We start from the raw sequence: 22237 nt of genomic DNA, 5'->3' as shown, positions 1-22237 counted from the left end.
ACCCCTTCCGTCCTCCGGAGGACTCCGGCATCCTGCGCCCATGCAGACGGAGCTGAGCCAGACACTGGGAATCGAGCACGCCGTCTTCGGCTTCACGCCGTTCCCCGCCGTCGCCGCGGCCATCAGCCGGGCCGGCGGCTTCGGCGTGCTCGGCGCGGTCCGCTACACCGCCCCCGACGAGCTCAAACGCGACCTGGACTGGATCGAGGCACACGTCGACGGCAGGCCGTACGGCCTGGACGTCGTCATGCCGGCGAAGAAGGTCGAAGGCGTCACGGAGGCCGACGTCGAGGCGATGATCCCCGAGGGCCACCGGCAGTTCGTCCGGGACACCCTCGCCAAGCACGGCGTGCCCGAACTCGCCGAGGGCGAGGCGTCCGGCTGGCGCATCACGGGCTGGATGGAGCAGGTCGCCCGCAGCCAGCTCGACGTCGCCTTCGACTACCCGATCCGGCTCCTCGCCAACGCCCTCGGCTCACCACCCGCCGACGTCATCGACCGCGCCCACGACCAGGACGTCCTCGTCGCCGCACTCGCGGGCAGCGCCCGGCACGCCCGCAAGCACCGGGACGCCGGGATCGACATCGTCGTGGCGCAGGGCTACGAGGCGGGCGGCCACACCGGCGAGATCGCCTCCATGGTGCTCACCCCGGAGGTCGTCGACGCCGTCGCCCCGCTGCCCGTGCTGGCGGCCGGCGGCATCGGCAGCGGGCAGCAGGTGGCCGCCGCACTCGCCCTCGGCGCCCAGGGGGTGTGGCTGGGCTCCCTGTGGCTGACCACCACGGAAGCGGACCTCCACTCACCCGCCCTGACCCGCAAACTCCTCGCGGCCGGCTCCGGAGACACCGTCCGCTCCCGGGCGCTGACGGGTAAACCGGCACGCCAGTTGCGCACCGAGTGGACCGACGCCTGGGACGACCCGGACGGGCCAGGCACCCTCCCCATGCCGCTGCAGGGGCTGCTGGTCGCCGAGGCCGTCTCGCGCATCCAGAAGTACGAGGTCGACCCGCTGCTCGGCACCCCGGTCGGCCAGATCGTCGGCCGGATGACCAGCGAACGCAGCGTCCAGGCGGTCTTCGACGACCTCACCCGCGGCTTCGAGAAAGCCGTGGACCGCGTCAACCGCATCGCCGGAAGGAGCGGACAGTGAACACCCATGCCCCCGTGGGCTTCTGGGCCCAGGCCACCGCCGACCCCGACCGCGCGGTCATGGTCGCCCCCGACGGCGAGGAGTGGACCGCCGGGCGCCTGCACGCCGCCGCCAACCGGCTCGTGCACGGCCTGCGCGCGGCCGGGCTGCACCGCGGCGACACCTTCGCGGTGGTCCTGCCCAACGGCGTCGAGTTCCTCACCGCGTACCTCGCCGCCAGCCAGGCCGGGTTCTACCTCGTGCCCGTCAACCACCACCTGGTCGGACCGGAGATCGCCTGGATCGTCTCCGACTCCGGCGCCAAGGTCCTCCTCGCCCACGAGCGCTTCGCCGACGCGGCCCGCGCCGCCGCCGACGAGGCCGGCCTGCCGGGCACCCACCGGTATGCCGTGGGCACGGTCGACGGCTTCCGCCCGCACGCCGAACTCCTCGACGGACAGCCCGAGTCGGCACCCGCGGACCGCACCCTCGGCTGGGTCATGAACTACACCTCCGGCACCACCGGACGCCCCCGCGGCATCCGCCGCCCACTGCCCGGCAAACCGCCGGAGGAGGCCTACCTCGGCGGGTTCCTCGGCATCTTCGGCATCCGCCCGTTCGACGACAACGTGCACCTGGTCTGCTCGCCGCTCTACCACACGGCCGTCCTGCAGTTCGCCGGCGCGTCCCTGCACATCGGCCACCAGCTGGTCCTCATGGACAAGTGGACGCCCGAGGAGATGCTCCGCCTCATCGACGCCCACCGCTGCACCCACACCCATATGGTCCCCACCCAGTTCCACCGCCTGCTGGCCCTGCCCGGCGAGGCGAAGGACCGCTACGACGTCTCCTCGATGCGCCACGCCATCCACGGCGCCGCGCCCTGCCCCGACCATGTGAAACGGGCCATGCTCGACTGGTGGGGTCCCTGCGTGGAGGAGTACTACGCCGCCAGCGAGGGCGGCGGCGCCTTCGCCACCGCCGAGGACTGGCTCAAGAAGCCCGGCACCGTCGGCAAGGCCTGGCCCATCAGCGAACTCGCGGTCTTCGACGACGACGGCAACCGGCTGCCGCCCGGTGAACTCGGCACCGTCTACATGAAGATGAACACCGGCGGCTTCTCGTACCACAAGGACGAGGCGAAGACCCGCAAGAACCGCATCGGCGACTTCTTCACCGTCGGCGACCTCGGCCACCTCGACGAGGACGGCTACCTCTTCCTGCGCGACCGCAAGATCGACCTGATCATCTCCGGTGGCGTCAACATCTACCCGGCCGAGATCGAGTCGGCCCTGCTCGCCCACCCGGCCGTCGCGGACGCCGCCGTCTTCGGGATCCCCCACGACGACTGGGGCGAGGAGGTCAAGGCGGTCGTGGAACCGGCCCCCGGACACCGCCCAGGAGCCACCCTCGCCGCCGACCTCCTCGACCACTGCGCCCACCGCCTCGCCGGCTACAAGCGGCCCCGGAGCGTCGACTTCATCACCGAGATGCCCCGCGACCCCAACGGCAAGCTGTACAAGCGGCGGCTGCGGGAGCCGTACTGGGAGGGCCGGACGCGCCCGGTGTGAGACCGCCCGGCTCCTCCCCGCGCACGGTCAGCGGCGCTCGTGCACCCGCACCACCTTCAGCTTCGGCGAGGACAGGATGTCCTTCTCGCAGAAGCGCGATGTCACCCACCGCTCACCGGAGAACAGCCGCGTCTGGTCGGCGTGGTGCGGCGACTTCGGGTTCGACGACTGGGAGTACGTCAGCAGCGTGCGCGCCACCGGGCAGCGACTGCCGTCCCAGCCGACCGCCTGGAGGTGGCTGGAGCCGAACGGCACCTCCGTATAGCCGCCGGCGGCCGCGTCCCACGTCGGCTCGATCACGTTCCACACCCCGAGCCGCCCCGCACCGCCCGGCACGGGCAGACGCTTGCCGTCGCGGACGACGAACTGGTGCGCGCCGAGCGGCGCGTCGAGGGCGATGCCGGCGGCCCGCAGCTCGCCCACCGCGTCGGCGAGGGCGGTGGCAAAGCCGGGAGTGTCCGTGTTCAGGGTGTTCGGGGTGCGGACCGGGTCCGCCGCCGAGAACGGCACCTTCCACAACCGGTCGGCCGGCACCGCCTGTTCGAGCCTGCGCCAGAACCGGTCGAAGAGCAGCGCTCCCCGGCTACCGGTGTCCATGGTGCGGTCCCACGCCTTCAGCACCCCGCAGGCCTCCGACACGTCGACGGCCTTGCCGTCGCCGCCCGTCGCCGCACCCCCGGGCAGCGCGGCGCACGCCCGAGCCACGTCACCGACGGCGAGATCACCCGCCGGCACCCGGTTGGCGAACTGCTGCCGTTGCAGGTCGCGCACGGTCAGGCCACCGCGGTCCGCCATCGCCGCCACGTCCTCGATCGCGCCACGGGTGCGCAGGCCGAGCTGTGTGCCGACCGTGCCGAAGATCCGCTCATAGCCGGTGAGCAGCCGGTCGGTGTTCGTCATCCACGCGGTGCCGTTGGAGTTCTCCGCGTACGGGGCGTCCTTCAGCGTCGGCATCCTGGCCGGGCCGAAGATCCCCGGCACGACGGCGTCGGAGTCACCGCCGAGAGCGCAGTCGCCGCGCGAGCCGTCGAGGATCGCGATCCCGGACGCCGGGTACGTGGTCCTGCCGAACTCCGTCGAGCAGCGCCGGGCCAGGTCGTCGGTGATGCGGGGGAGCACCTGCGACTGGGTGTAGAGGGAGTGCCCCGCGCGGTCGGCGGCGAGCGTGTTCACCCAGGGCAGGCCCTGGTGCCGGTCGAGGGAGGCGAGGACGCCGGCCGTGCTCCGCGCCTTGCTGAAGCCGAGCGAGGTGTCGGCGAAGCGGAGGTTCGCGGCGTTGGGGTCGTTGAGGGCGTACGCCGTCCTCCCGGTCCACGGCAGCGGGACCTGGGGGCTGAGGGCGGTGACGACCGGCCCGTAGCGGGTCCACCACTGGGTGCGGGTGACCGGCGTGCCGTCCTTCACCGAGACCGTCACGGTCCGCTTCGTCATGCGCTCCGGCCGGCCGTCCACGAGGTACGTCGTGGGATCGGCCGGATCGAGCGTCAGCTGGTGGAAGTTGGCCGGGATGCCGGTGGAGACCGTGTGGCTCCACGCCACATGGGCGTTGAACCCGACGGAGATCGCCGGGGTGCCGAGCAGGGACCCGCCGGACACGTTCAGCTCGCCCGGGATCGTCTGCTGCGACTGCCAGAACCGGCGCCCGCCGTCCCACGGGTAGTGCGGGTTGCCCAGCAGCAGACCACGGCCGTTCGCCGTCGTGTCACCGCGGAAGGCGACCGCGTTGGAGCCCATGCCGGGATCGCCCCACAGCTCCTGCGCCGCCTTCGCCACGGCCTTCGCACCCGGTGTGCGGGCGGACGGAGCGCCGGAGGGCGCGGTACCACCGGCAGGCGGCTGCGCCGCCGTGATCGTCTCCACGAACCGGCCCTGGCCGGATATCGAGGCGATGGCCAGGCCACGCGCCGCCACGTCCAGCTCGGTGACCGGCCGCACCCAGGGCGCGCCCGCACAGGCCGGATCCCTGACCTTCTTCTGCTTCAGCCAGGCGTTGTACCCGGCAGCCCAGCCCCGCATCATGTCCCGGACCTCACGGCTCGGCCCCACGGGAGCCGGCTCGGCCAGGTGCTTCTGCACCGTGCGGGTCTCGCGGACCCCGCGGAAGTACAGGTCGCTGGCGAGGTTCGTCCTGGCCGCCGAGAGATCGCCCCCGGCGGATGCGTCGGCACCGAAGTACCGGGACCGCTCGCCCCGCAGCGTCACGAACCCGTCGGCGAGCGTGCACACCTCGTCGGCGGCCTGCGCCCAGCCCGTACCGAAGCCCAGGCCGGCGTAGTTCTTCGCGAGGATGTGCGGAATGCCGTACTCGGTGTAGCGGATGACGGCGGACAGGCCGTCGCGGGAAGGGTGCTGCTCTGCTCGCTGCTGGGTCGTGGCTGCTGCCGCGGGTAACGCGGACGCGGCGGTGAACAGGGCCGTGGCCCCGAGAACGAGTCGTCTCAGACGACCGCGCATCGTGTCCTCCAACATCGTCGGGGGATGGAAGTGCCGACAGTACGCACCTGATGCGAACGTCTGTCGGCTTCATGACACCGGACGCCGTCGGCACCGGCGGGGTTGCTCATGGCCGAACACCGCCCCTCCCGTGCCGACCGGGGTCCTTGACCTCCACGGGCCGTGAACCGAGGATCATGTGTCATGACGACGTCCGGACACGGCAGCACGGTCGACGCGGTCCTGCGGCGCAGCGCCCGGCGCACACCGGCGCGCGTCGCGGTGGAGTACGCCGAGCGGAGCTGGACGTACGACGAACTCGACACCGCCGTCTCCCGCGCGGCGAGTGTCCTCCTCGACCAGGGGCTCACTCCCGGGGACCGGGTCGGCGCCTACGGCCACAACTCCGACGCCTACCTCATCGCCTTCCTGGCCTGCGCCCGCGCCGGACTGGTGCACGTACCCGTCAACCAGAACCTGACCGGCGACGACCTCGCCTACATCGTCGGCCAGTCCGGCAGCTCCCTCGTCCTCACCGACCCGGACCTCGGGCCGCAACTGCCCGCAGGGGTAAGGGCGTTGCCCCTGCGCGATGCCGACGACTCGCTGCTCGCGCTGCTGCCCGGGGCACCCGTGTACGACGGCCCCGAGCCGCGCACCGAAGACCTCGTGCAACTGCTGTACACCTCCGGCACGACCGCCCTGCCCAAGGGCGCGATGATGACGCACCGGGCCCTGGTGCACGAGTACCTGAGCGCGATCACCGCCCTCGACCTCAGCGCGGGCGACCGCCCTGCGCACTCCCTGCCGCTGTACCACTCGGCGCAGATGCACGTCTTCCTGCTGCCCTACCTCACCGTCGGCGCGACGAACATCATCCTCGACGCACCCGACGGCGACCGGCTCTTCGACCTGATCGAATCGGGCCGCGCGGACAGCCTGTTCGCGCCGCCCACCGTCTGGATCGCCCTGGCCGCACGCCCCGACTTCGCCACCCGCGACCTGAGCGGACTGCGCAAGGCCTACTACGGCGCGTCGATCATGCCGGTCCCCGTACTCGAACGGCTCCGGGAGCGCCTGCCGGGCCTGGCCTTCTACAACTGCTTCGGCCAGAGCGAGATCGGACCCCTCGCCACCGTGCTCGCGCCCGACGAACACAAGGGCCGCATGGACTCCTGCGGCCGGCCCGTGCTGTTCGTCGACGCGCGCGTGGTCGACGAGGACGGCAAGGACGTACCCGACGGCACCCCCGGCGAGATCGTCTACCGCTCCCCGCAGCTGTGCGAGGGCTACTGGGACAAGCCCGAGGAGACCGCCGAGGCCTTCCGCGACGGCTGGTTCCGCTCCGGCGACCTCGCGGTACGCGACGCGCACGGCTACTACACGATCGTCGACCGGGTGAAGGACGTCATCAACTCCGGTGGCGTCGTCGTCGCCTCACGCCAGGTCGAGGACGCGCTGTACACCCACCCCGCAGTCGCCGAGGCCGCGGTCGTGGGCCTGCCGGACGAGCGGTGGATCGAGGCGGTGACGGCCGTCGTCGTCCCGCGCGGCGACGTCTCCGAGGCGGAACTGATCGACCACGTCCGCGGGAAGCTCGCCCGCTTCAAGGCGCCGAAGCGGGTGGTGTTCGTGGACGAACTCCCGCGCAACGCCAGCGGGAAGATCCTCAAGCGGGAGCTGAGGAACGAACTCGGGAACGGGTAGCGCGCAACGGGCCGGACAACCCGGTTGTGCCGGACCGGCCCCGGACACCAGGATCGGCGGCATGCCGATCTTCCGCGCCCCGGACGGGACCCGACTCACCTATCACCTGCGCGGCGAGGGCGAGCCGCTCGTCGTGCTGCCCGGCGGCCCCATGCGGGCCTCCGCCTACCTGGGGAACCTGGGCGGCCTGGACGCCCATCGGCAGCTGGTGCTGCTCGACCTGCGCGGCACGGGGGAGTCCGAGCTGCCTGCGGACCGGGGCACGTACCGCTGCGACCGGCTCGTGGACGACGTCGAGGCGTTGCGGCTCCAGCTGCGCCTGGAGCGGATGGACGTGCTCGCGCACTCGGCGGGCGGCAGTCTCGCCATGCTGTACGCGGCCCGGCATCCGCAGCGGCTGGGACGGCTGGCGCTGATCACCGCCACGCCATGGGCCCTGGGCATGCCGGCGACGGCCGGGGACCGGCTGGAGGCGGCCCGGCTGCGCGCGTCCGAACCCTGGTTCGCGGACGCGTTCCCGCCGTTCGAGGCATGGCTGGAGGGCAAGGGCGACTTCGACCCGGTGTTCCTCCCGTTCTTCTACGGGCGGTGGGACGACTCCGCCCGGGCCCACGCCGACCGTGAGGAGGCCGAGACCAACGACGACGCGGCCGAGGTCTACGGTGCCGACGGCGCCTACGAACCGGACGCGACACGCGGTGCGCTCGCCCGGGTGAGAACCCCCGTGCTCGTCCTGGCCGGTGGAGTCGACGGCGGCCCGAGTCCGGCGCTCGCCCGGCAGGCCGCACAGGCCTTCCCGGCCGCCGAGTTCGCGGTGCAGCCGGGTGCGGGGCACTACCCGTGGCTCGACGACCCGGACCGGTTCGTGCGGCGCGTGGCCGGCTTCTTCGCCTGACGCGGCCGGCGCCCCTCTGCTGTCGGCAGAGCGGCCCCGGACCGGCACCGTTCTTCGCCTACCGTGCCGTTATGGACAACCGACCGTGCTCCGTGCGGGCGAACGGCATCACACTGGCCTACCGAGCCTGGGGACCGCAGGACGCACCGCCCCTCGTGCTGCTGCACGCCCGCGGGGCCGACGGCGCCGACTGGGCGGAGATCGCCCCCGCTCTGGCCACGGGGGCAGCGGTGCCCCGCCGCGTGTACGCCCCCGATCTGCGCGGACACGGCGGGAGCGACCGGCCCGGCGGATACGCGTACGAGACCCTGCGCGACGACCTCCACGCCTTCCTCGGTGCGCTCGGCATCGACCGGGCCGACGTCGTGGGCCACTCGCTCGGCGGCGCCGTCGCCTACCTGCTCGCCCAGCGCAGTCCGCGGCTCGTGCGGCGGCTCGTCCTGGAGGACGTGCCCGCGCCCTTTCCGCTGGACCCGCCGCGCCCACCCGCCGAACGGCCCGCCGGGGACCTGCCGTACGACTGGGCGATGATCCTCGCCACCGACGAACAGCGCAACGCACCGAATCCCCTGTGGTGGGACCAGATGGGTCGGATCACCATGCCCACACTGCTGATCGGTGGCGGGCCGAGCAGCCCGGTCCCGCAGGAGCAGATCGCCGCTTTCGCGGAACTGCTCCCCGACGCCCGGCACATCACCGTCGACGCGGGGCATCTCGTGCACGAGACCCGCCCGGAGGAGTTCCTCGCGGCCGTGGAGGACTTCCTCAGCCCTGCGGACCGTACGCCGTCATGAAGCGGTCGCGGAACTTGTCCATGCCCCACCGGGGGGCGTTCGCGGCCGGCTTGAGGCCGTCCGTCCAGTTCCAGCCGGCGACCCGGTCCAGGACCTTCTTGTCCTTGGCGACGATGGTGATCGGCACGTCCTTGCCGGTGTCCCCGGCGGTGACGGTCGGCACCGGCTGGTGGTCGCCGAGGAAGACCAGCACCGTGTCCTCGTCGCCGTAGCGCTCGACCCACTCGGTCAGGCTCCGGATCGAGTACTCGATGGCCCGCCGGTACTCGGTGCGCACCTTCTCCGGGTCCTTCCAGACCTCCGTGGGGTTCGTGCCCTCCTTCTTGATCCGGTGGAACACCGAGCCGTCGCCGAGGTCGTCCCAGTCGATCATCCGCGCGATGGGGGACCAGGGGTTGTGGCTCGACGCCAGGATGATCTCCGCCATGATCGGCTCGCGGTCCTTCTTGCCGTGCTCCAGGCGCTGGAAGGCCTCCATGCTGAACTGGTCGGGCACGGGCGTCCAGCTGAAGTACGGGCCGTGGTAGCCGAGGTGCTCGGAGTCGTAGATGTGGTCCAGGCCGAAGTACTTCCCCTCCGGCCAGGCCCGCCGAACCCCCGGCACGATGCCGACGGTCCGCCAGGCGCCCGTCTTCCCGAAGTAGTTCGTCAGCGTCATGCGATCGCTCGTGGTCAGGTTGCGGTACCGCTGCTGGTTCTTGATCCACAGCCCGGACAGGAAGGTCGAGTGGGCGAGCCAGCTGCCCGCGCCCGTCACCGGCGACTGCAGCCAGCCGCTGCGCGACTCGAACCCGGCCGCCTTCAGCCGGCCGGTGCCCTCCTTGAGGACGGCGTCGGTCTGCTGCGCCATCGCCGGGTCGTCGATCGCGACCCGGCCGTAGCTCTCGATGAACGTGAACAGGACGTCCTTGCCGCGCAGTCCCGTGAGCAGCTGGTCGGGCGGCGTCTTCGCGAAGGCGTCGACGGCGGCCTGCTTCTCGAAGACCCGTGCGTCCTTCAGGCCCGCCCGGACCTGCTCCACCCGGTTGCCCAGGAACTCCGCGTTGCCCTTGGTGGCGATCGGCACCGTGCCGATCTGCAGGCCCAGGGTCATGCAGGTGATCCACGCCGTGCCGAGGATCAGCGTCGTACGGGCGGCGACGGGCCGGTGCCGGACCATCAGCTCGGTGAGCCGCACCACGGAGAGGGTCGTGAGGACCAGCACCGCGACGAACAGGACGATCACGCCGGTCACGGCCAGCACCTGGCCGGTACGGCCGAACGTCTCCCTCAGGAAGTCCGTGCCGTTCTCGATCAGGATCCAGTCCAGCACCAGGTCGAAGGGCCGGGCCAGGATCTGGTAGAAGCCCATGTCGACGAACTTCAGGATCGTGACCAGCCCGAGGAACGCGCCCATGACCACGGCAGTGATCCGGCGGGCCTTCGGCGGCAGGGCGAGCAGCAGGCCCGCGAGCAGTACGCCCTCGGCGGGAATCCTGACGAACGAGGCGAACTCGATCTTCTCGACCTGGTTCGGCACGAGCAGCGCGAACAGCACGAGGGCACCCGCCAGCACGGTGGTCCCCATGCTGACGCCGCGGGCCGCACGGGGGTAGCGGCGCCGCCAGCCGAACCAGCCGGGCTTCAGCGCACCGGGGGGCCCGTCGGAACCCGGGCCGGGAGCCGTGTCCGGGTCAGGGGCCGGGTCCTGGCCGGCGTCCACAGCCGTGTCCGGTGAGGTCTCCACCGCCGTGTCCGGCTCGTCCTTCGGAGCGGTGTCCGGCGCCGGTTCCTCAGCTGCGTCCGGTTCCGTCTCCGTAACCGTCTCCGGTTCCGTGCCCGGTTCCGTCTCCACACCCGTGTCCGGTTCCGCCTCCGGCTTCCCCGCTTCGGGCCGTTCCCCAGCCGGATCCTTCGCCGCCGTGTCGTCATCCGGTTCCGCTCCGCCCTCGGTCGGGTCCGAGAGCTGACGGGAGCGAGTGAAAGGCGGCACCCGGTGGTCCTTCCGTGCGGTCTTGCTGGCATGGCTGACAGAGCCCGGAGACCGAGCCTGCCATCACCAGTACGTCCGCACGTCACCCGGGGTTCAATGTTCCGGCCGGAGAATCACCCGTCCGCAGCCACCGCCACCTCCCGGGCCCACCGATAGTCCGCCTTGCCGCTCGGCGACCGCCGGATCGACTCGGTGATCACCAGCCGGCGAGGGAGCTTGTAACCGGCGAGCCGGTCACGGCAGTGCGTGCGGATGTCCTCCAGCGACAGCCGTGCCGCACCCTCGCGCAGTTGCACCACCGCCGCCACATGATGGCCCCACCGGGGGTCCGGCACTCCGGCCACCAGCGCGTCGTAGACGTCCGGGTGCGACTTGAGGGCCTGCTCGACCTCCTCCGGGTACACCTTCTCGCCGCCGGTGTTGATGCACTGCGAGCCCCGGCCCAGGACGGTGACCACGCCCTCCTCGTCGACGGTGGCCATGTCGCCGAGCAGCACCCACCGCTCACCGTCCCTGACGAAGAAGGTCGCGGCGGTCTTGGCCGGGTCGTTGTAGTAGCCGAGCGGCACGTGTCCGCACTGGGCGATCCGGCCCACCTCACCGGCCGGCACCGGCGCGTAGGTGGCCGGGTCGACCACCTGGGTGCGGGAGTTGACCCGCACCCGGAAGCCCCGCTCCGGGCCGGAGTCCTCGGTCGCCGTCCCGTTGAAGCCGGACTCCGAGGAGCCGAAGTTGTTCAGCAGCATGGCGTTCGGCACCAGCGCCTGGAACTGCCGGCGCACCGTGTCCGACATGATCGCGCCGGACGACGACACACTGAACAGCGACGAGCGGTCGATGTGCCGCAGCGGACCGCTCAGCGCGTCGATCAGCGGCCGCAGCATCGCGTCGCCCACCAGCGAGATGCTGCTGACCCGCTCCTTCTCCACGGTCCGCAACACCTCCTCCGGCACGAACTTGCGGTGGATGACGACCCGCTGCCCGAAGTTGAAGCCGATGAACGCGGTGAGGGTGGAGGTGCCGTGCATCAGCGGGGCCGTCGGGAAGAACGTGATCCCCGCGCCACCGGCCGCGACCCGCTCCGCCAGCTCCTCCGGCTTCTTCACCGGCTCCCCGGTCGGAGCGCCCCCGCCGAGGCCCGCGAAGAACAGATCCTCCTGCCGCCACATCACGCCCTTGGGCATCCCGGTCGTGCCGCCGGTGTAGATGATGAACTGGTCGTCCGCCGAGCGGGCCGGGAAACCACGCTCGGGCGACCCGGCGGCCTCCACCTGCGCGAACTCCGCGCACGGCACCTCCGCGGCTCCCGGCGGCGGAGTGCCCACCCGGATCAGATGCCGCAGCTTCTCCGCCCGGGGACGCGCCGCCGCCACCCGGTCCGTGAACTCGGCGTCGAAGACCAGCGCCGCCAGATCCGCGTCCCGGTAGAGGTACACCAACTCCTCTTCGACATAGCGGTAGTTGACGTTGACCGGCACGATCCGCGCCTTCAGGCAGCCCAGCACCGTCTGCAGGTACTCCACACCGTTGTAGAGGTGGAGCCCGAGGTGCTCGCCGGGGCGCAGCCCGCTGTCGAGCAGGTGGTGCCCGACGCGGTCGGCCGCCGCGTCCAGCTCCGCGTACGTCAGGCGTCGTTCCGTGCCCGTGCCGGGGTGGTCGGCGTACACCAGCGCCTCACGGCCGGGGACGACGTCGACGACCGACTCGAACAGGTCGGCAAGGTTGTACTCCACCGCTCCTCCTGACCCCGGGCGTGCCTGGCATCGGACGGTTCGCCGGTCATCAGAGCAAAGGGCGGTCCAACTGTGAAGGGTCTCCGCGAAAGAATCTGACTGTCTGTCAGAAAACCCTTGAAGTGCTTCCCGCCCTACTGCAACCTGTTCTCGTTCCAGGAGACGGGAGTTCGCCATGGGCGGGACGGAACACCTCACCGTGCAGCGCGAGGGCGCCACACTGGTGCTCACGCTCAACAGGCCGGAAGCCAGGAACGCGCTCTCGCTGCCGATGCTCGTCGGCCTCCACGACGGGTGGCTGGAGGCCGACGCGGACGACTCGGTCCGCTCGATCGTCTTCACCGGCGCGGGCGGCTCGTTCTGCTCCGGCATGGACCTCAAGGCCCTCGCCGGGAACGGCATGGCCGGAGAGGAGTACCGCGACCGGCTCAAGGCCGACCCCGACCTGCATTGGAAGGCGATGCTGCGCCACCACCGCCCGCGCAAGCCGGTGATCGCCGCCGTCGAGGGGCCGTGCGTCGCGGGCGGCACCGAGATGCTCCAGGGCACCGACATCCGCGTCGCCGCCGAGTCCGCCACCTTCGGCCTGTTCGAGGTGAGGCGAGGCCTATTCCCGATCGGCGGTTCCACGGTCCGCCTGCAACGCCAGATCCCGCGCACCCACGCCCTGGAGATGCTCCTCACCGGCCGCCCCTACAGCGCCCGCGAGGCCGCCGCCATCGGCCTGGTCGGCCACGTCGTCCCCGACGGCACGGCACTCGACGCGGCGCTGGAGATCGCCGAGCGGATCAACTCCTGCGGCCCGCTGGCCGTCGAAGCCGTCAAGGCCTCCGTCTACGAGACCGCCGAGATGACCGAGTCCGACGGCCTCGCCGCCGAACTCGCCCGCGGTTGGCCGGTCTTCGACACCGCCGACGCCAAGGAGGGCGCCCGCGCCTTCGCGGAGAAGCGACCGCCCGTCTTCAAGCGAGCCTGACCGTGCGCGATCAGGCGAGCCCGACCGCGCGCGTTCACGCGAGCCCGACCGTGCGCGCCCGAGAGAAGGAGCCCTCCGGCATGCCCGAAGTCCTCAAAGCCCCCCTCGTCGTCGAGTTCCCCTTCACCCGCTCCCTCGGCCCCGTCCAGAGCGCGTTCCTCACCGGCCTGCGCGAACGCGTCGTCCTCGGCGTCCGCACCGGCGACGGCCGCGTCCTCGTCCCGCCCGTCGAGTACGACCCCGTCACCGCCGAGGAGATCGGCGACCTTGTCCACGTCGGTCTCACGGGCACCGTCACCACCTGGGCCTGGAACCACGAACCCCGCCGGGGGCAACCCCTGGACACGCCCTTCGCCTGGGTCCTGGTGCAACTCGACGGCGCCGACACCGCCCTCCTGCACGCCCTCGACGCCCCCGGCCCCGATGCCGTCCACACCGGCATGCGCGTTCGCGTCCGCTGGGCCGGGGAACGCACCGGTGCCATCACGGACATCGCCTGCTTCGAGCCGTACGACGGAGAGGCCTCCACCGTCACCGTCCACGCGGGCGAGTTCGAGGACCCCGTCACCGGCATCGTCGCCGCCGCCCGCCTCGACTACACCTACTCGCCGGGGCGCGCCCAGACCGCCTACATCGACGCCCTCTCCGGCCGGCGCACCGTCGGCGAACGCTGCCCGTCCTGCCGCAAGGTGTACGTCCCCCCGCGAGGCGCATGCCCCACCTGCGGGGTGGCCACATCCGAGCAGGTCGAGGTGGGCCCGCGCGGCACAGTCACCACGTTCTGCATCGTCAACATCAAGGCGAAGAACCTCGACATCGAGGTGCCCTACGTCTACGCCCACATCGCCCTCGACGGCGCCGGCCTGGCCCTGCACGGCCGGATCGGCGGCATCCCCTACGACGAGGTCCGCATGGGCCTGCGCGTCGAACCCGTCTGGACCGAGGGCGCCCGCTACCCCGACCACTACCGGCCCACCGGCGAACCCGACGCGGACTACGACACCTACAGGGAGCTGCTGTGACGAGCGCACCGCGGGACCGCGAGATCGCCGTCGTCGCCTTCGCCCAGACCGACCACCGGCGCACCAGCGAGGAGCTCTCCGAGGTGGAGATGCTGATGCCGGTGCTGCACGAGGTTCTCGACTCCACCGGCCTGAAGACCGCCGACATCGACTTCACCTGCTCCGGCTCCAGCGACTACCTCGCCGGCCGTGCCTTCTCCTTCACCCTCGCCCTCGACGGCGTCGGCGCCTGGCCCCCGATCTCCGAGTCGCACGTCGAGATGGACGGAGCCTGGGCCCTGTACGAGGCCTGGACGAAAATCCTCACCGGCGACGCCGACACCGCCCTGGTCTACGCGTACGGCAAGTCCTCGCCCGGCTCCGTACGCGACGTCCTGACCCGCCAGCTCGACCCCTACTACGTGGCGCCCCTCTGGCCCGACTCCGTGGCACTCGCCGCCCTCCAGGCGCAGGCCCTCATCGACGCCGGCGACACCGACGAACCCGCCCTCGCCGCCGTCGCCTCCCGCAACCGCGCGGCGGCGAGCACCAACCCTCACGCACAACTGCGCGGCCCCGTGCCGCAGGGCGACCATCTCCTACAGCCCCTGCGCACCGGCGACTGCCCGCCCATCGGCGACGGCGCGGCCGCCGTGATCCTCGCGGCGGGGGACCGGGCCCGTGACCTGTGCGCACGCCCCGCCTGGATCCGCGGCATCGACCACCGCATCGAGGCCCACGGCCTCGGCGTGCGCGATCTGACGGACTCGCCGTCCACCCGGCTGGCCGCCGAGCGGGCCGGAGCCTTCGAGCGGCCCGTCGACACCGCCGAACTGCACGCGCCCTTCTCCTCACAGGAGGTCGTCCTGCGCAAGGCCCTCCGCCTGGGCGAGGACGTGGACGTCAATCCGTCCGGCGGCGCCCTGGCCGCCAATCCGATCATGGCCGCCGGCCTGATCCGCATCGGTGAGGCCGCCGCCCGCATCCACCGCGGCCGGTCCGACCGCGCCCTCGCCCACGCCACGTCCGGCCCCTGCCTCCAGCAGAACCTGGTCGCCGTACTCGAAGGGGAACCCCGATGAGCAAGGAGCCCGTGGCCGTCGTCGGCATCGGCCAGACCAGGCACGTCGCCGCACGCCGGGACGTGTCCCTCGCCGGACTGGTCCGGGAAGCGGCCCGGCGGGCGCTCCGGGACGCCGAGCTGACCTGGGCCGACATCGACGCCGTCGTGATCGGCAAGGCCCCCGACTTCTTCGAGGGCGTCATGATGCCGGAGCTCTACCTCGCCGACGCCCTCGGCGCCGTCGGCAAGCCCATGCTCCGCGTGCACACCGCCGGCTCCGTCGGCGGCTCCACCGCGCTGGTCGCCGCGAACCTCGTCGCGGCCCGCGTCCACGGCACGGTCCTCACCCTCGCCTTCGAAAAGCAGTCCGAATCCAATGCCATGTGGGGCCTCTCCCTCCCCATCCCCTTCCAGCAGCCCCTGCTCGCCGGGGCCGGCGGGTTCTTCGCACCGCACATCCGCGCCTACATGCGCCGCAGCGGAGCGCCCGAGACGGTCGGCGCCCTCGTCGCTTACAAGGACCGCCGCAACGCGCTCAAGAACCCCTACGCCCACCTGCACGAACACGACATCACCCTGGACAAGGTCATGGCATCGCCCATGCTGTGGGACCCGATCCGCTACTCGGAGACCTGCCCCTCCTCCGACGGGGCCTGCGCCATGATCCTCACCGACCGCGCCGGGGCCGCCCGGGCACCACGGTCACCGGCCTGGATGCTCGGCGGCGCGATGCGCAGCGAACCGACCCTCTTCGCCGGCAAGGACTTCGTCTCCCCGCGGGCGGGGCAGGACTGCGCCGCCGACGTCTACCGGCAGGCCGGGATCACCGACCCCCGCCGCGAGATCGACGGCGCCGAGATCTACGTGCCGTTCTCCTGGTACGAGCCCATGTGGCTGGAGAACCTCGGCTTCGCCGGCGAGGGCGAGGGCTGGAAGCTCACCGAGGCGGGCGTGACCGAGCTGGACGGGGACCTGCCCGTCAACATGTCGGGCGGCGTGCTGTCCACCAACCCCATCGGCGCCTCCGGCATGATCCGCTTCGCGGAAGCCGCCCTTCAGGTGCGCGGGCAGGCCGGAGAACACCAGGTGGACGGGGCGCGCAGGGTCCTCGGACACGCCTACGGCGGCGGATCGCAGTTCTTCTCCATGTGGCTGGTGGGCGACCGGCCCCCGGACTCCTGAAGAGTCCCCTCCACGTGCCCTGTTGGCCGTGGGACACGATCGCTAGGCTGGCCGCGGACGACGAATCGGGAGGAGCACGGACGTGGCCGAGACCACCACCCAGCAGCGCCCGCTCACGGGCTGGGACAAGCCGGAGCTGGACCTCACCAACGCACAGTGGCAGTCCAGCAGCCGAGGGCGGGGGGATGTCCAGATCGCCTTCGTGGAAGGCTTCATCGCCATGCGGAACAGTGCCCGCCCGGAGAGCCCTTCGCTGATCTTCACGCCCGCCGAGTGGGGCGCGTTCGTGTCGGGAGCGCGGGAAGGAGAGTTCGACCTCACCTGAGGACGGGCCGGACCCTGCCGGACGGCCGGGAGCCGACGGCCGATCCGGGGGTGTTCCGCCCCCATTTCCGGACACGCGACCGGAGGCGACTTCCCGGAGCCACCGGCTGAGTCAGGCTGGCCCCCAGGAGGGGACGGCCGGATCCCGGAGGTGAGGACCCATGAGCACCCTGCCCGTCGTCGCGGCGGTCGACGGTTCGGACGACAGCCTGCGCGCCCTGGAGTGGGCTGTCGACGCCGCTCGCCGGCGCGCGGTACCCCTGCGCGTGGCGCACGTCCGCCAGTACGCCCACTGGGCACAGCCCGAAGTCCTCGCCGCCGGGCCCGCGGACCCGCGGGACGACCCCGTTCTCACCCAGGTCCGCACCCACCTGGAGGGCCGCGCCGACCAGCCGGACACGGAGTACGTCGGCCTGGAGGGCGCGGCCGGTGCGTTCCTGCCCGAACTGGGTGCCACCGCCCAGCTGCTGGTGCTCGGCTCCCGGGGCCGTGGCGGTTTCGCCAGTCTGCTGCTCGGCTCCAACAGCATGGCCGCCGCCCGCGACGCCGAGTGCCCCGTCGTCGTGGTGCCCCGGCCCGGACGCGAGGTCCACGGCGAGGCACCGGGCGGTCCCGGCCCGCGCGTGGTCGTCGGCCTGAAGGTGGACGGCCCCGACGAGGCCACGCTCGAGTTCGCCTTCGCCGAGGCCACCCGGCGCGGTGCCCGGCTCCAGGCGGTCGCCGCCTACCCCTGGCCCGCGCAGCCCTGGATGATGCCCGGGGAGATGCCCCCGCCGATCGTCGACCAGGACGTCATCGAGGACGAGACCCGGATCCTCGCCGACGGCTTCCTCGCCCCGTACCGCGAGCGGCATCCTGACGTCCCGATCCAGGTGATCCCGGCGGCGGGCGACGCGGCCGGCTACCTCGTCGCGGCCTCCCGGGACGCCGACCTCGTCGTCGTGGGCCGCCATCGGCGGCGTCTGCTCTCGCCCGTGCACATGATGGGCTCGGTCACCCACGCCGTCCTGCTGCACGCCGCGAGCCCCGTCGCCGTGGTGCCGCCGGCGATCTCCGCGGACTGACCTCGCCCTCATGGATACAGCCGTGCCTGTCGTCAGCCGCATGCGGGATCCGATCGACACGGGCGCCCGGCTCGCCCTCGACCTGGCCCTCCCCGTCCGCCACGACGGCAAGGGCGGCTTCGCCGACGACCTGACCGCCCCGGCGGGCCTGACTGCCCGGCGATCTGACCGCCTCGGCGGACCTGGCGCCTGGGTCCGGGCCCACCCCGAGATCCTGCCGCGCACCGCCCGCGACCGATCCGACGGCAAGGACGGCCCGGCCGCCACCCCGGACTCCTCCCGGCGAGTTGATCACGAGGACATCGCCACCGGCACGGCACCGCGGTCGGCGGCCGGTGATGGCGGCACTGCCGGGTTCACCGCCGACGCCGCGCAGCTCGACGCCGCGCAGCTCGCCGCCGTGCGCGAGCCGCGGGACGCCGTGCGGGCGCTCTTCGCCCGGCCGTGCGTCCCGGCGAGCCCAGCTCCGCGGACGCGGGCCGCCTCGTGCCGTGGCGTGAAGCGGCGCGGCTCCTCAACGAGGCCGCCGCCCACACCCCCACCGTGCGGTTCCTGGACTGGCCCGAAGACACCGCCCCGGTCGTCCGGCAGAGGCCCGTCCGCTCCGGCGACGATCTGACGGCGGCCCTCGCGCACGCCGTGATCGCGTTCCTCGCGAGCCCCGACCGCGACCGGCTGCGGGCCTGCCACGCACCACGCTGCGTGCGGTACTTCCGCAAGGAGCACCCGCGTCAGGAGTGGTGCACACCCCGCTGCGGCAACCGCGCCCGCGTGGCCCGCCACCACCAGCGGCACAAGGCCCCGGCCTGAGCCGCCCGCCACCGTCCCGGCGGGCCCGACCGCGCACGGCACCGGGCGGCGACCCGGCCCGTCCCGACCGCCGCCCGCCCCGCACTTCGCAGGCCGGGACACGTACCATGGGCGACATGTCGTTCCTCCGCCGCCGCAGCGCCACGCCCGCCGGGCCCGACTTCGACGTACTGGCCATGGACCCGGGCGACTGGCCCGGCAACCTCGGTGCGGGACTGCTGCCCGCGCCCGACGGCACCTGCCAGGGCGTCTTCCTGCGCTACGACCTGTTCGGCGGTCGCGGCCCCGCAATGATCATCGGCAATCTGCCGGAGGGCTCCCCGGCCCGCGAGGTCCCCGAGGGAGAGGTCCCCTTCGAGGTCGCCCAACTGCTGCTGGCCCTGGAGAACGACGAGGAGGTCACCGTCGTCAGCACCGAGGACGTACCGGTGATGCAGGGCGACAACCTCCTGATCGTGCGGCGCGTCAAGCTTTCCGAGAGCCGGATCTCCTGCGTGCAGTTCGACCGCAGCGACAACGTCCTCGTGACCATCGCCGCCTGGGACCGCCCCATCACGGACGACCTCTACGCCCTCCTCAAGCCGCTGCCCGCGGAACTCTTCCAGCAGGGCTGAGCCGAACCGACCGCACACGAAAAGGGCCGCTGCACGCCTGCCCCGGCGTGCAGCGGCCCTTTCGTCCCCGTCAGCGAGTGCCGACCGCCGCGCGCACGGCGCGCCGGGCCAACTGGCAGTCGTCGTGCAGCCGCCGCAGCAGCAGCCTCTGCTCCTCGCCGGACGGCGCAGCAGCCGGGTGGGCCGTGCCCGGTGCCGCCGGGGCCGCGTCGTGCATGGAACGCTGCACGGCCGTCTCGTAGGTACGGATCTCACGGGTCAGCACCAGCATCAGATTCACCAGGAAGGCATCCCTGGACGCAGGCCCCGCCGACTGGGCGATCTGGCTGATCTGACGGCGGGCGGCCGGTGCGTCCCCGAGCACCGACCACAACGTCGCCAGGTCGTAGCCCGGCAGGTACCAGCCGGCATGCTCCCAATCCACCAGCACTGGACCGGCCGGTGACAGGAGCATGTTCGACAGCAGTGCGTCGCCGTGGCAGAACTGGCCCATGCCCTGCCGGCCGGCCGTCTGCGCGATGCCGTGCAGCAGCTTCTGCAGGTCGCCCAAATCCCGGTCGGTGAGCAGGCCCAGCTCGTGGTACCGGGAGATCCGGGCCGCGTAGTCGAGCGGGGCGTCGAACGTGCCCGCCGGCGGCCGCCAGGCGTTCAGCCGGCAGATCGCGCCGAGTGCCGCTCTGATGTCCGCCCGGGGCGGTGCCTCCGCCGGGTGCCGTTGGAGCGCCGCCACCCGGCCCGGCATCCGCTCGATCACCAGGGTGCAGTTGTCCGGGTCCGCTGCGATCAGTCTCGGCGCCCGCACGGGAGGGCGGTGCCGGACGAACGAGCGGTACGCCGCTATCTCGTGGCGGATCCGCTCGGACCAGGCGGGGGAGTGGTCGAGTAAACACTTGGCGACAGCCGTGCTCCGACCGGTCGTACCGACCAGGAGCACGGACCGTCCGTTGCGGCGCAGGACCTGCACCGGGGCGAACTCCGGGCAGATGCGGTGCACGGACGCGATCGCCGTGCGCAGCTGCGCGCCCTGGGGGCCGGACAAGTCGAGTCTCCCGCTGAGCGGTTGGGTGCCGATGACCGCGCCGCGCCTGGCCCTGCCCGCACCGAGCACGGGGGCCGCCGGCCGCGCGGGGGCGAGGTAGGGGCCGCTGTCCGTGGGACGCGGGTGCAGCGACCGGGGCGGTGCGGACACGGAGGATGATGCTGCGTACATGGGCGAAACAGATCCCTTCGTGTGCCTGCGACGACAGCGCACCACCCGGCCCGGAGGCCCGGGAGAACCCTGGGGAGTGTCCCTGGCGACCGGGTCGGGGTGGCGCGTTCCTACCTGACACCGGATGGCCCGTGGCACACCATCTGGCGCACCCTGGCGAACCCTGGCGAATAGTCGCCCGGCAAGTCTCCTCGGGCTACTGTCAACTCAGCCGAGAACCTGGGGGCTTGACGTGAGCGGACAACCCAATACCCGGCTCGCGGACCTGTTCGGCCTGGCCGGCTGGTCCAAAGGCGAACTCGCGAGGCTGGTCAACCGGCAGGCGGCGGCCATGGGCCACCCCCAGCTGTCGACCGACACCTCCCGGGTGCGGCGGTGGATCGACACGGGAGAGATCCCGCGCGATCCGGTGCCGCGGGTGCTGGCGGCTCTGTTCACCGAGCGTCTCGGCCGTGTCGTGACCATCGAGGACCTCGGTCTGGTCCGGCACGGGCGTGCGGGGAAACGGCAGGGCGGCGGGAGCGCCGAAGCTCCCGACGGCGTGCCGTGGGCGCCCGAGCGGACGGCTGCGGTCCTCACCGAATTCACGGGAATGGACCTCATGCTCAACCGACGCGGCTTGGTGGGCGCGGGCGCCGCGCTCGCCGCGGGATCCGCACTCAGCAACGCCATGTACGACTGGCTGCACACCGACCCTTCCCTCGCTGCCGACGCCCCCGACCTCGACCACCCCCTGCACGCCGACCCCGCTGGGTTCGACCGCTACGAGGCCGCCCCCATCGGGTCGCAGGAGATCGAGGAACTGGAGCGCTCGGTCGAGGTGTTCCGCGCCTGGGACGCGGCCCGCGGCGGCGGGCTCCAGCGCAAGGCCGTGGTGGGCCAGCTCAACGAGGTGGGCGGCATGCTCGCCTACCGTCACCCACCCCACCTCCAGCGGCGCCTGTGGGGCGTCGCCGCCAACCTCGCCGTCCTCGCAGGCTGGATGTCGCACGACGTCGGTCTGGAGCCCACGGCCCAGAAGTACTTCCTCATCGCCGCGCACGCGGCCAGAGAAGGCGGGGACCGCCCCCGCGCGGGCGAGGCCCTGTCCCGCGCGGCACGCCAGATGGTGCACCTGGGCCGGCCGGACGACGCCCTGGACCTGATGAATCTCGCCACGTCCGGCTCCGGTGACGAGGCATTGCCCCGCACCCGGGCGATGCTCTACACCATCGAGGCCTGGGCGCAGGCGTCCATGGGCAAGGGCCAGGCGATGCGCCGCACGCTGGGGCGGGCGGAGGACCTGTTCGTCTCCGACAAGGCCGACGTGCCGCCGCCGGACTGGATGCAGACCTTCAAGGAGGAGGACCTCTACGGTATGCAGGCCCTGGCCTACCGCACGCTCGCCGAGTTCGAGCCGGGCGCGGCCGCCCATGCCCAGCACTACGCGGAGAAGGCCCTGGCCCTGCGGGTCGACGGCCGGCAGCGGTCGAAGATCTTCGACTACCTGTCGATGGCGTCGGCCTGCTTCATCGCGGACGACCCCGAACAGGCGGACCGGTACGCGCGACTGGCCCTGGTGTCGATGGGGTCCAATTCCTCCCACCGCACCTGGGACCGGCTGCGCCAGATGTACCGGCTCACCGCCGAGTACTCGGGCTACCCGAGGATCCAGGAGCTGCGGGAGGAGATCAAGCTCGCCCTGCCGAAGACGAAGGGCAGGGACGGCAACCGCGCGCAGGCCTGATTTCCCCGGAAAACCCGAGTTCCCGGAAAGCCC

19 protein-coding genes are annotated in these 22237 nt (G+C 72.2%); 15 read left to right on the top strand and 4 right to left on the bottom strand.

Annotation, left to right across the window (positions count from 1 at the left end):
* Positions 1-40: 40 nt before the first annotated feature.
* The gene (locus tag RFN52_RS02615; protein ID WP_184854287.1) at positions 41-1150 is read left to right on the top strand and encodes an NAD(P)H-dependent flavin oxidoreductase; all 1110 of its coding nucleotides are present in this window, start codon (positions 41-43) and stop codon (positions 1148-1150) included.
* Complete coding sequence (locus RFN52_RS02610) at positions 1147-2700, top strand: acyl-CoA synthetase (protein ID WP_184854288.1); 1554 nt, start codon at positions 1147-1149, stop codon at positions 2698-2700. The genes RFN52_RS02615 and RFN52_RS02610 overlap by 4 nt, the downstream gene beginning before the upstream one ends.
* Before the next feature lie 27 nt (positions 2701-2727).
* On the opposite strand, the gene RFN52_RS02605 is transcribed toward RFN52_RS02610, so the two are convergent.
* Positions 2728-5154, bottom strand: coding sequence for a penicillin acylase family protein (locus tag RFN52_RS02605; RefSeq protein ID WP_184854289.1), 2427 nt, complete (start codon positions 5152-5154; stop codon positions 2728-2730).
* 183 nt (positions 5155-5337) lie between these two features.
* Here RFN52_RS02605 and RFN52_RS02600 point away from each other — a divergent pair, with 183 nt between their 5' ends.
* The 3 genes from RFN52_RS02600 to RFN52_RS02590 all read left to right on the top strand — a co-directional run bounded on the left by RFN52_RS02600 (position 5338) and on the right by RFN52_RS02590 (position 8529).
* Positions 5338-6840: an acyl-CoA synthetase gene (locus RFN52_RS02600; protein WP_184854290.1), complete on the top strand. Its 1503-nt coding sequence runs from the start codon at positions 5338-5340 to the stop codon at positions 6838-6840.
* 61 nt (positions 6841-6901) lie between these two features.
* Complete coding sequence (locus tag RFN52_RS02595; protein ID WP_184854291.1) at positions 6902-7735, top strand: alpha/beta fold hydrolase; 834 nt, start codon at positions 6902-6904, stop codon at positions 7733-7735.
* A 71-nt stretch (positions 7736-7806) separates the two neighbouring features.
* Positions 7807-8529: an alpha/beta fold hydrolase gene (locus RFN52_RS02590; protein ID WP_184854292.1), complete on the top strand. Its 723-nt coding sequence runs from the start codon at positions 7807-7809 to the stop codon at positions 8527-8529.
* On the opposite strand, the gene RFN52_RS02585 is transcribed toward RFN52_RS02590, so the two are convergent.
* Both RFN52_RS02585 and RFN52_RS02580 read right to left on the bottom strand, forming a co-directional pair.
* Entirely contained in the window at positions 8501-10501 is a 2001-nt protein-coding gene (locus RFN52_RS02585; protein WP_184854293.1) for a sulfatase, read from the bottom strand. The two genes, RFN52_RS02590 and RFN52_RS02585, sit on opposite strands and share 29 nt — an antisense overlap.
* A gap of 113 nt (positions 10502-10614) precedes the next feature.
* Entirely contained in the window at positions 10615-12234 is a 1620-nt protein-coding gene (locus RFN52_RS02580; protein ID WP_184854294.1) for an acyl-CoA synthetase, read from the bottom strand.
* A 175-nt stretch (positions 12235-12409) separates the two neighbouring features.
* On the opposite strand from RFN52_RS02580, the gene RFN52_RS02575 reads away from it, so the two are divergent.
* The 9 genes from RFN52_RS02575 (at position 12410) to RFN52_RS02535 (ending at position 19268) form a co-directional block, all read left to right on the top strand.
* Complete coding sequence (locus RFN52_RS02575; protein ID WP_184854295.1) at positions 12410-13210, top strand: crotonase/enoyl-CoA hydratase family protein; 801 nt, start codon at positions 12410-12412, stop codon at positions 13208-13210.
* Positions 13211-13290: 80 nt separating this feature from the next.
* Entirely contained in the window at positions 13291-14232 is a 942-nt protein-coding gene (locus tag RFN52_RS02570; RefSeq protein ID WP_184854296.1) for a Zn-ribbon domain-containing OB-fold protein, read from the top strand.
* Complete coding sequence (locus RFN52_RS02565; protein WP_184854297.1) at positions 14229-15293, top strand: thiolase family protein; 1065 nt, start codon at positions 14229-14231, stop codon at positions 15291-15293. Before RFN52_RS02570 ends, RFN52_RS02565 begins: the two co-directional genes overlap by 4 nt.
* Positions 15290-16456 carry a thiolase family protein gene (locus RFN52_RS02560; protein WP_184854298.1) on the top strand — a complete coding sequence of 389 codons (1167 nt, stop codon included), beginning with the start codon at positions 15290-15292 and terminating at the stop codon, positions 16454-16456. The genes RFN52_RS02565 and RFN52_RS02560 overlap by 4 nt, the downstream gene beginning before the upstream one ends.
* An 82-nt stretch (positions 16457-16538) precedes the next feature.
* Complete coding sequence (locus RFN52_RS02555; protein ID WP_010033039.1) at positions 16539-16781, top strand: DUF397 domain-containing protein; 243 nt, start codon at positions 16539-16541, stop codon at positions 16779-16781.
* Between the two features lie 160 nt (positions 16782-16941).
* Complete coding sequence (locus tag RFN52_RS02550) at positions 16942-17844, top strand: universal stress protein (protein WP_184854299.1); 903 nt, start codon at positions 16942-16944, stop codon at positions 17842-17844.
* 22 nt (positions 17845-17866) lie between these two features.
* Complete coding sequence (locus RFN52_RS02545) at positions 17867-18463, top strand: hypothetical protein (protein WP_311240868.1); 597 nt, start codon at positions 17867-17869, stop codon at positions 18461-18463.
* 20 nt (positions 18464-18483) lie between these two features.
* Positions 18484-18654, top strand: coding sequence for a CGNR zinc finger domain-containing protein (locus tag RFN52_RS02540; RefSeq protein WP_311240867.1), 171 nt, complete (start codon positions 18484-18486; stop codon positions 18652-18654).
* Between the two features lie 116 nt (positions 18655-18770).
* Complete coding sequence (locus RFN52_RS02535; RefSeq protein ID WP_062931252.1) at positions 18771-19268, top strand: glycosyltransferase family protein; 498 nt, start codon at positions 18771-18773, stop codon at positions 19266-19268.
* Positions 19269-19338: 70 nt separating this feature from the next.
* Here RFN52_RS02535 and RFN52_RS02530 read toward each other — a convergent pair whose 3' ends face one another.
* A complete protein-coding gene (locus RFN52_RS02530; protein ID WP_184854300.1) occupies positions 19339-20478 on the bottom strand; it encodes an aminoglycoside phosphotransferase family protein in 1140 nt (379 codons plus the stop codon).
* A 232-nt stretch (positions 20479-20710) separates the two neighbouring features.
* Between RFN52_RS02530 and RFN52_RS02525 the strand changes: the two genes are divergently transcribed.
* Complete coding sequence (locus RFN52_RS02525) at positions 20711-22204, top strand: DNA-binding protein NsdB (RefSeq protein ID WP_184854301.1); 1494 nt, start codon at positions 20711-20713, stop codon at positions 22202-22204.
* Positions 22205-22237: the final 33 nt, after the last annotated feature.

This window comes from Streptomyces collinus (assembly GCF_031348265.1).
Taxonomy (GTDB): Bacteria; Actinomycetota; Actinomycetes; order Streptomycetales; family Streptomycetaceae; genus Streptomyces; species Streptomyces collinus.
This window is presented reverse-complemented; position numbering and strand designations above follow the sequence as displayed.

Bases quoted from the DNA above. Each gene is read 5' to 3' on its own strand.
- RFN52_RS02615 (WP_184854287.1), top strand. From the start codon at position 41: ATGCAGACGGAGCTGAGCCAGACACTGGGAATCGAGCACGCCGTCTTC.
- RFN52_RS02605 (WP_184854289.1), bottom strand. From the start codon at position 5,154: ATGCGCGGTCGTCTGAGACGACTCGTTCTCGGGGCCACGGCCCTGTTC.
- RFN52_RS02535 (WP_062931252.1), top strand. From the start codon at position 18,771: ATGTCGTTCCTCCGCCGCCGCAGCGCCACGCCCGCCGGGCCCGACTTC.
- RFN52_RS02590 (WP_184854292.1), top strand. From the start codon at position 7,807: ATGGACAACCGACCGTGCTCCGTGCGGGCGAACGGCATCACACTGGCC.
- RFN52_RS02530 (WP_184854300.1), bottom strand. From the start codon at position 20,478: ATGTACGCAGCATCATCCTCCGTGTCCGCACCGCCCCGGTCGCTGCAC.
- RFN52_RS02560 (WP_184854298.1), top strand. From the start codon at position 15,290: ATGAGCAAGGAGCCCGTGGCCGTCGTCGGCATCGGCCAGACCAGGCAC.
- RFN52_RS02570 (WP_184854296.1), top strand. From the start codon at position 13,291: ATGCCCGAAGTCCTCAAAGCCCCCCTCGTCGTCGAGTTCCCCTTCACC.
- RFN52_RS02575 (WP_184854295.1), top strand. From the start codon at position 12,410: ATGGGCGGGACGGAACACCTCACCGTGCAGCGCGAGGGCGCCACACTG.
- RFN52_RS02550 (WP_184854299.1), top strand. From the start codon at position 16,942: ATGAGCACCCTGCCCGTCGTCGCGGCGGTCGACGGTTCGGACGACAGC.
- RFN52_RS02600 (WP_184854290.1), top strand. From the start codon at position 5,338: ATGACGACGTCCGGACACGGCAGCACGGTCGACGCGGTCCTGCGGCGC.
- RFN52_RS02595 (WP_184854291.1), top strand. From the start codon at position 6,902: ATGCCGATCTTCCGCGCCCCGGACGGGACCCGACTCACCTATCACCTG.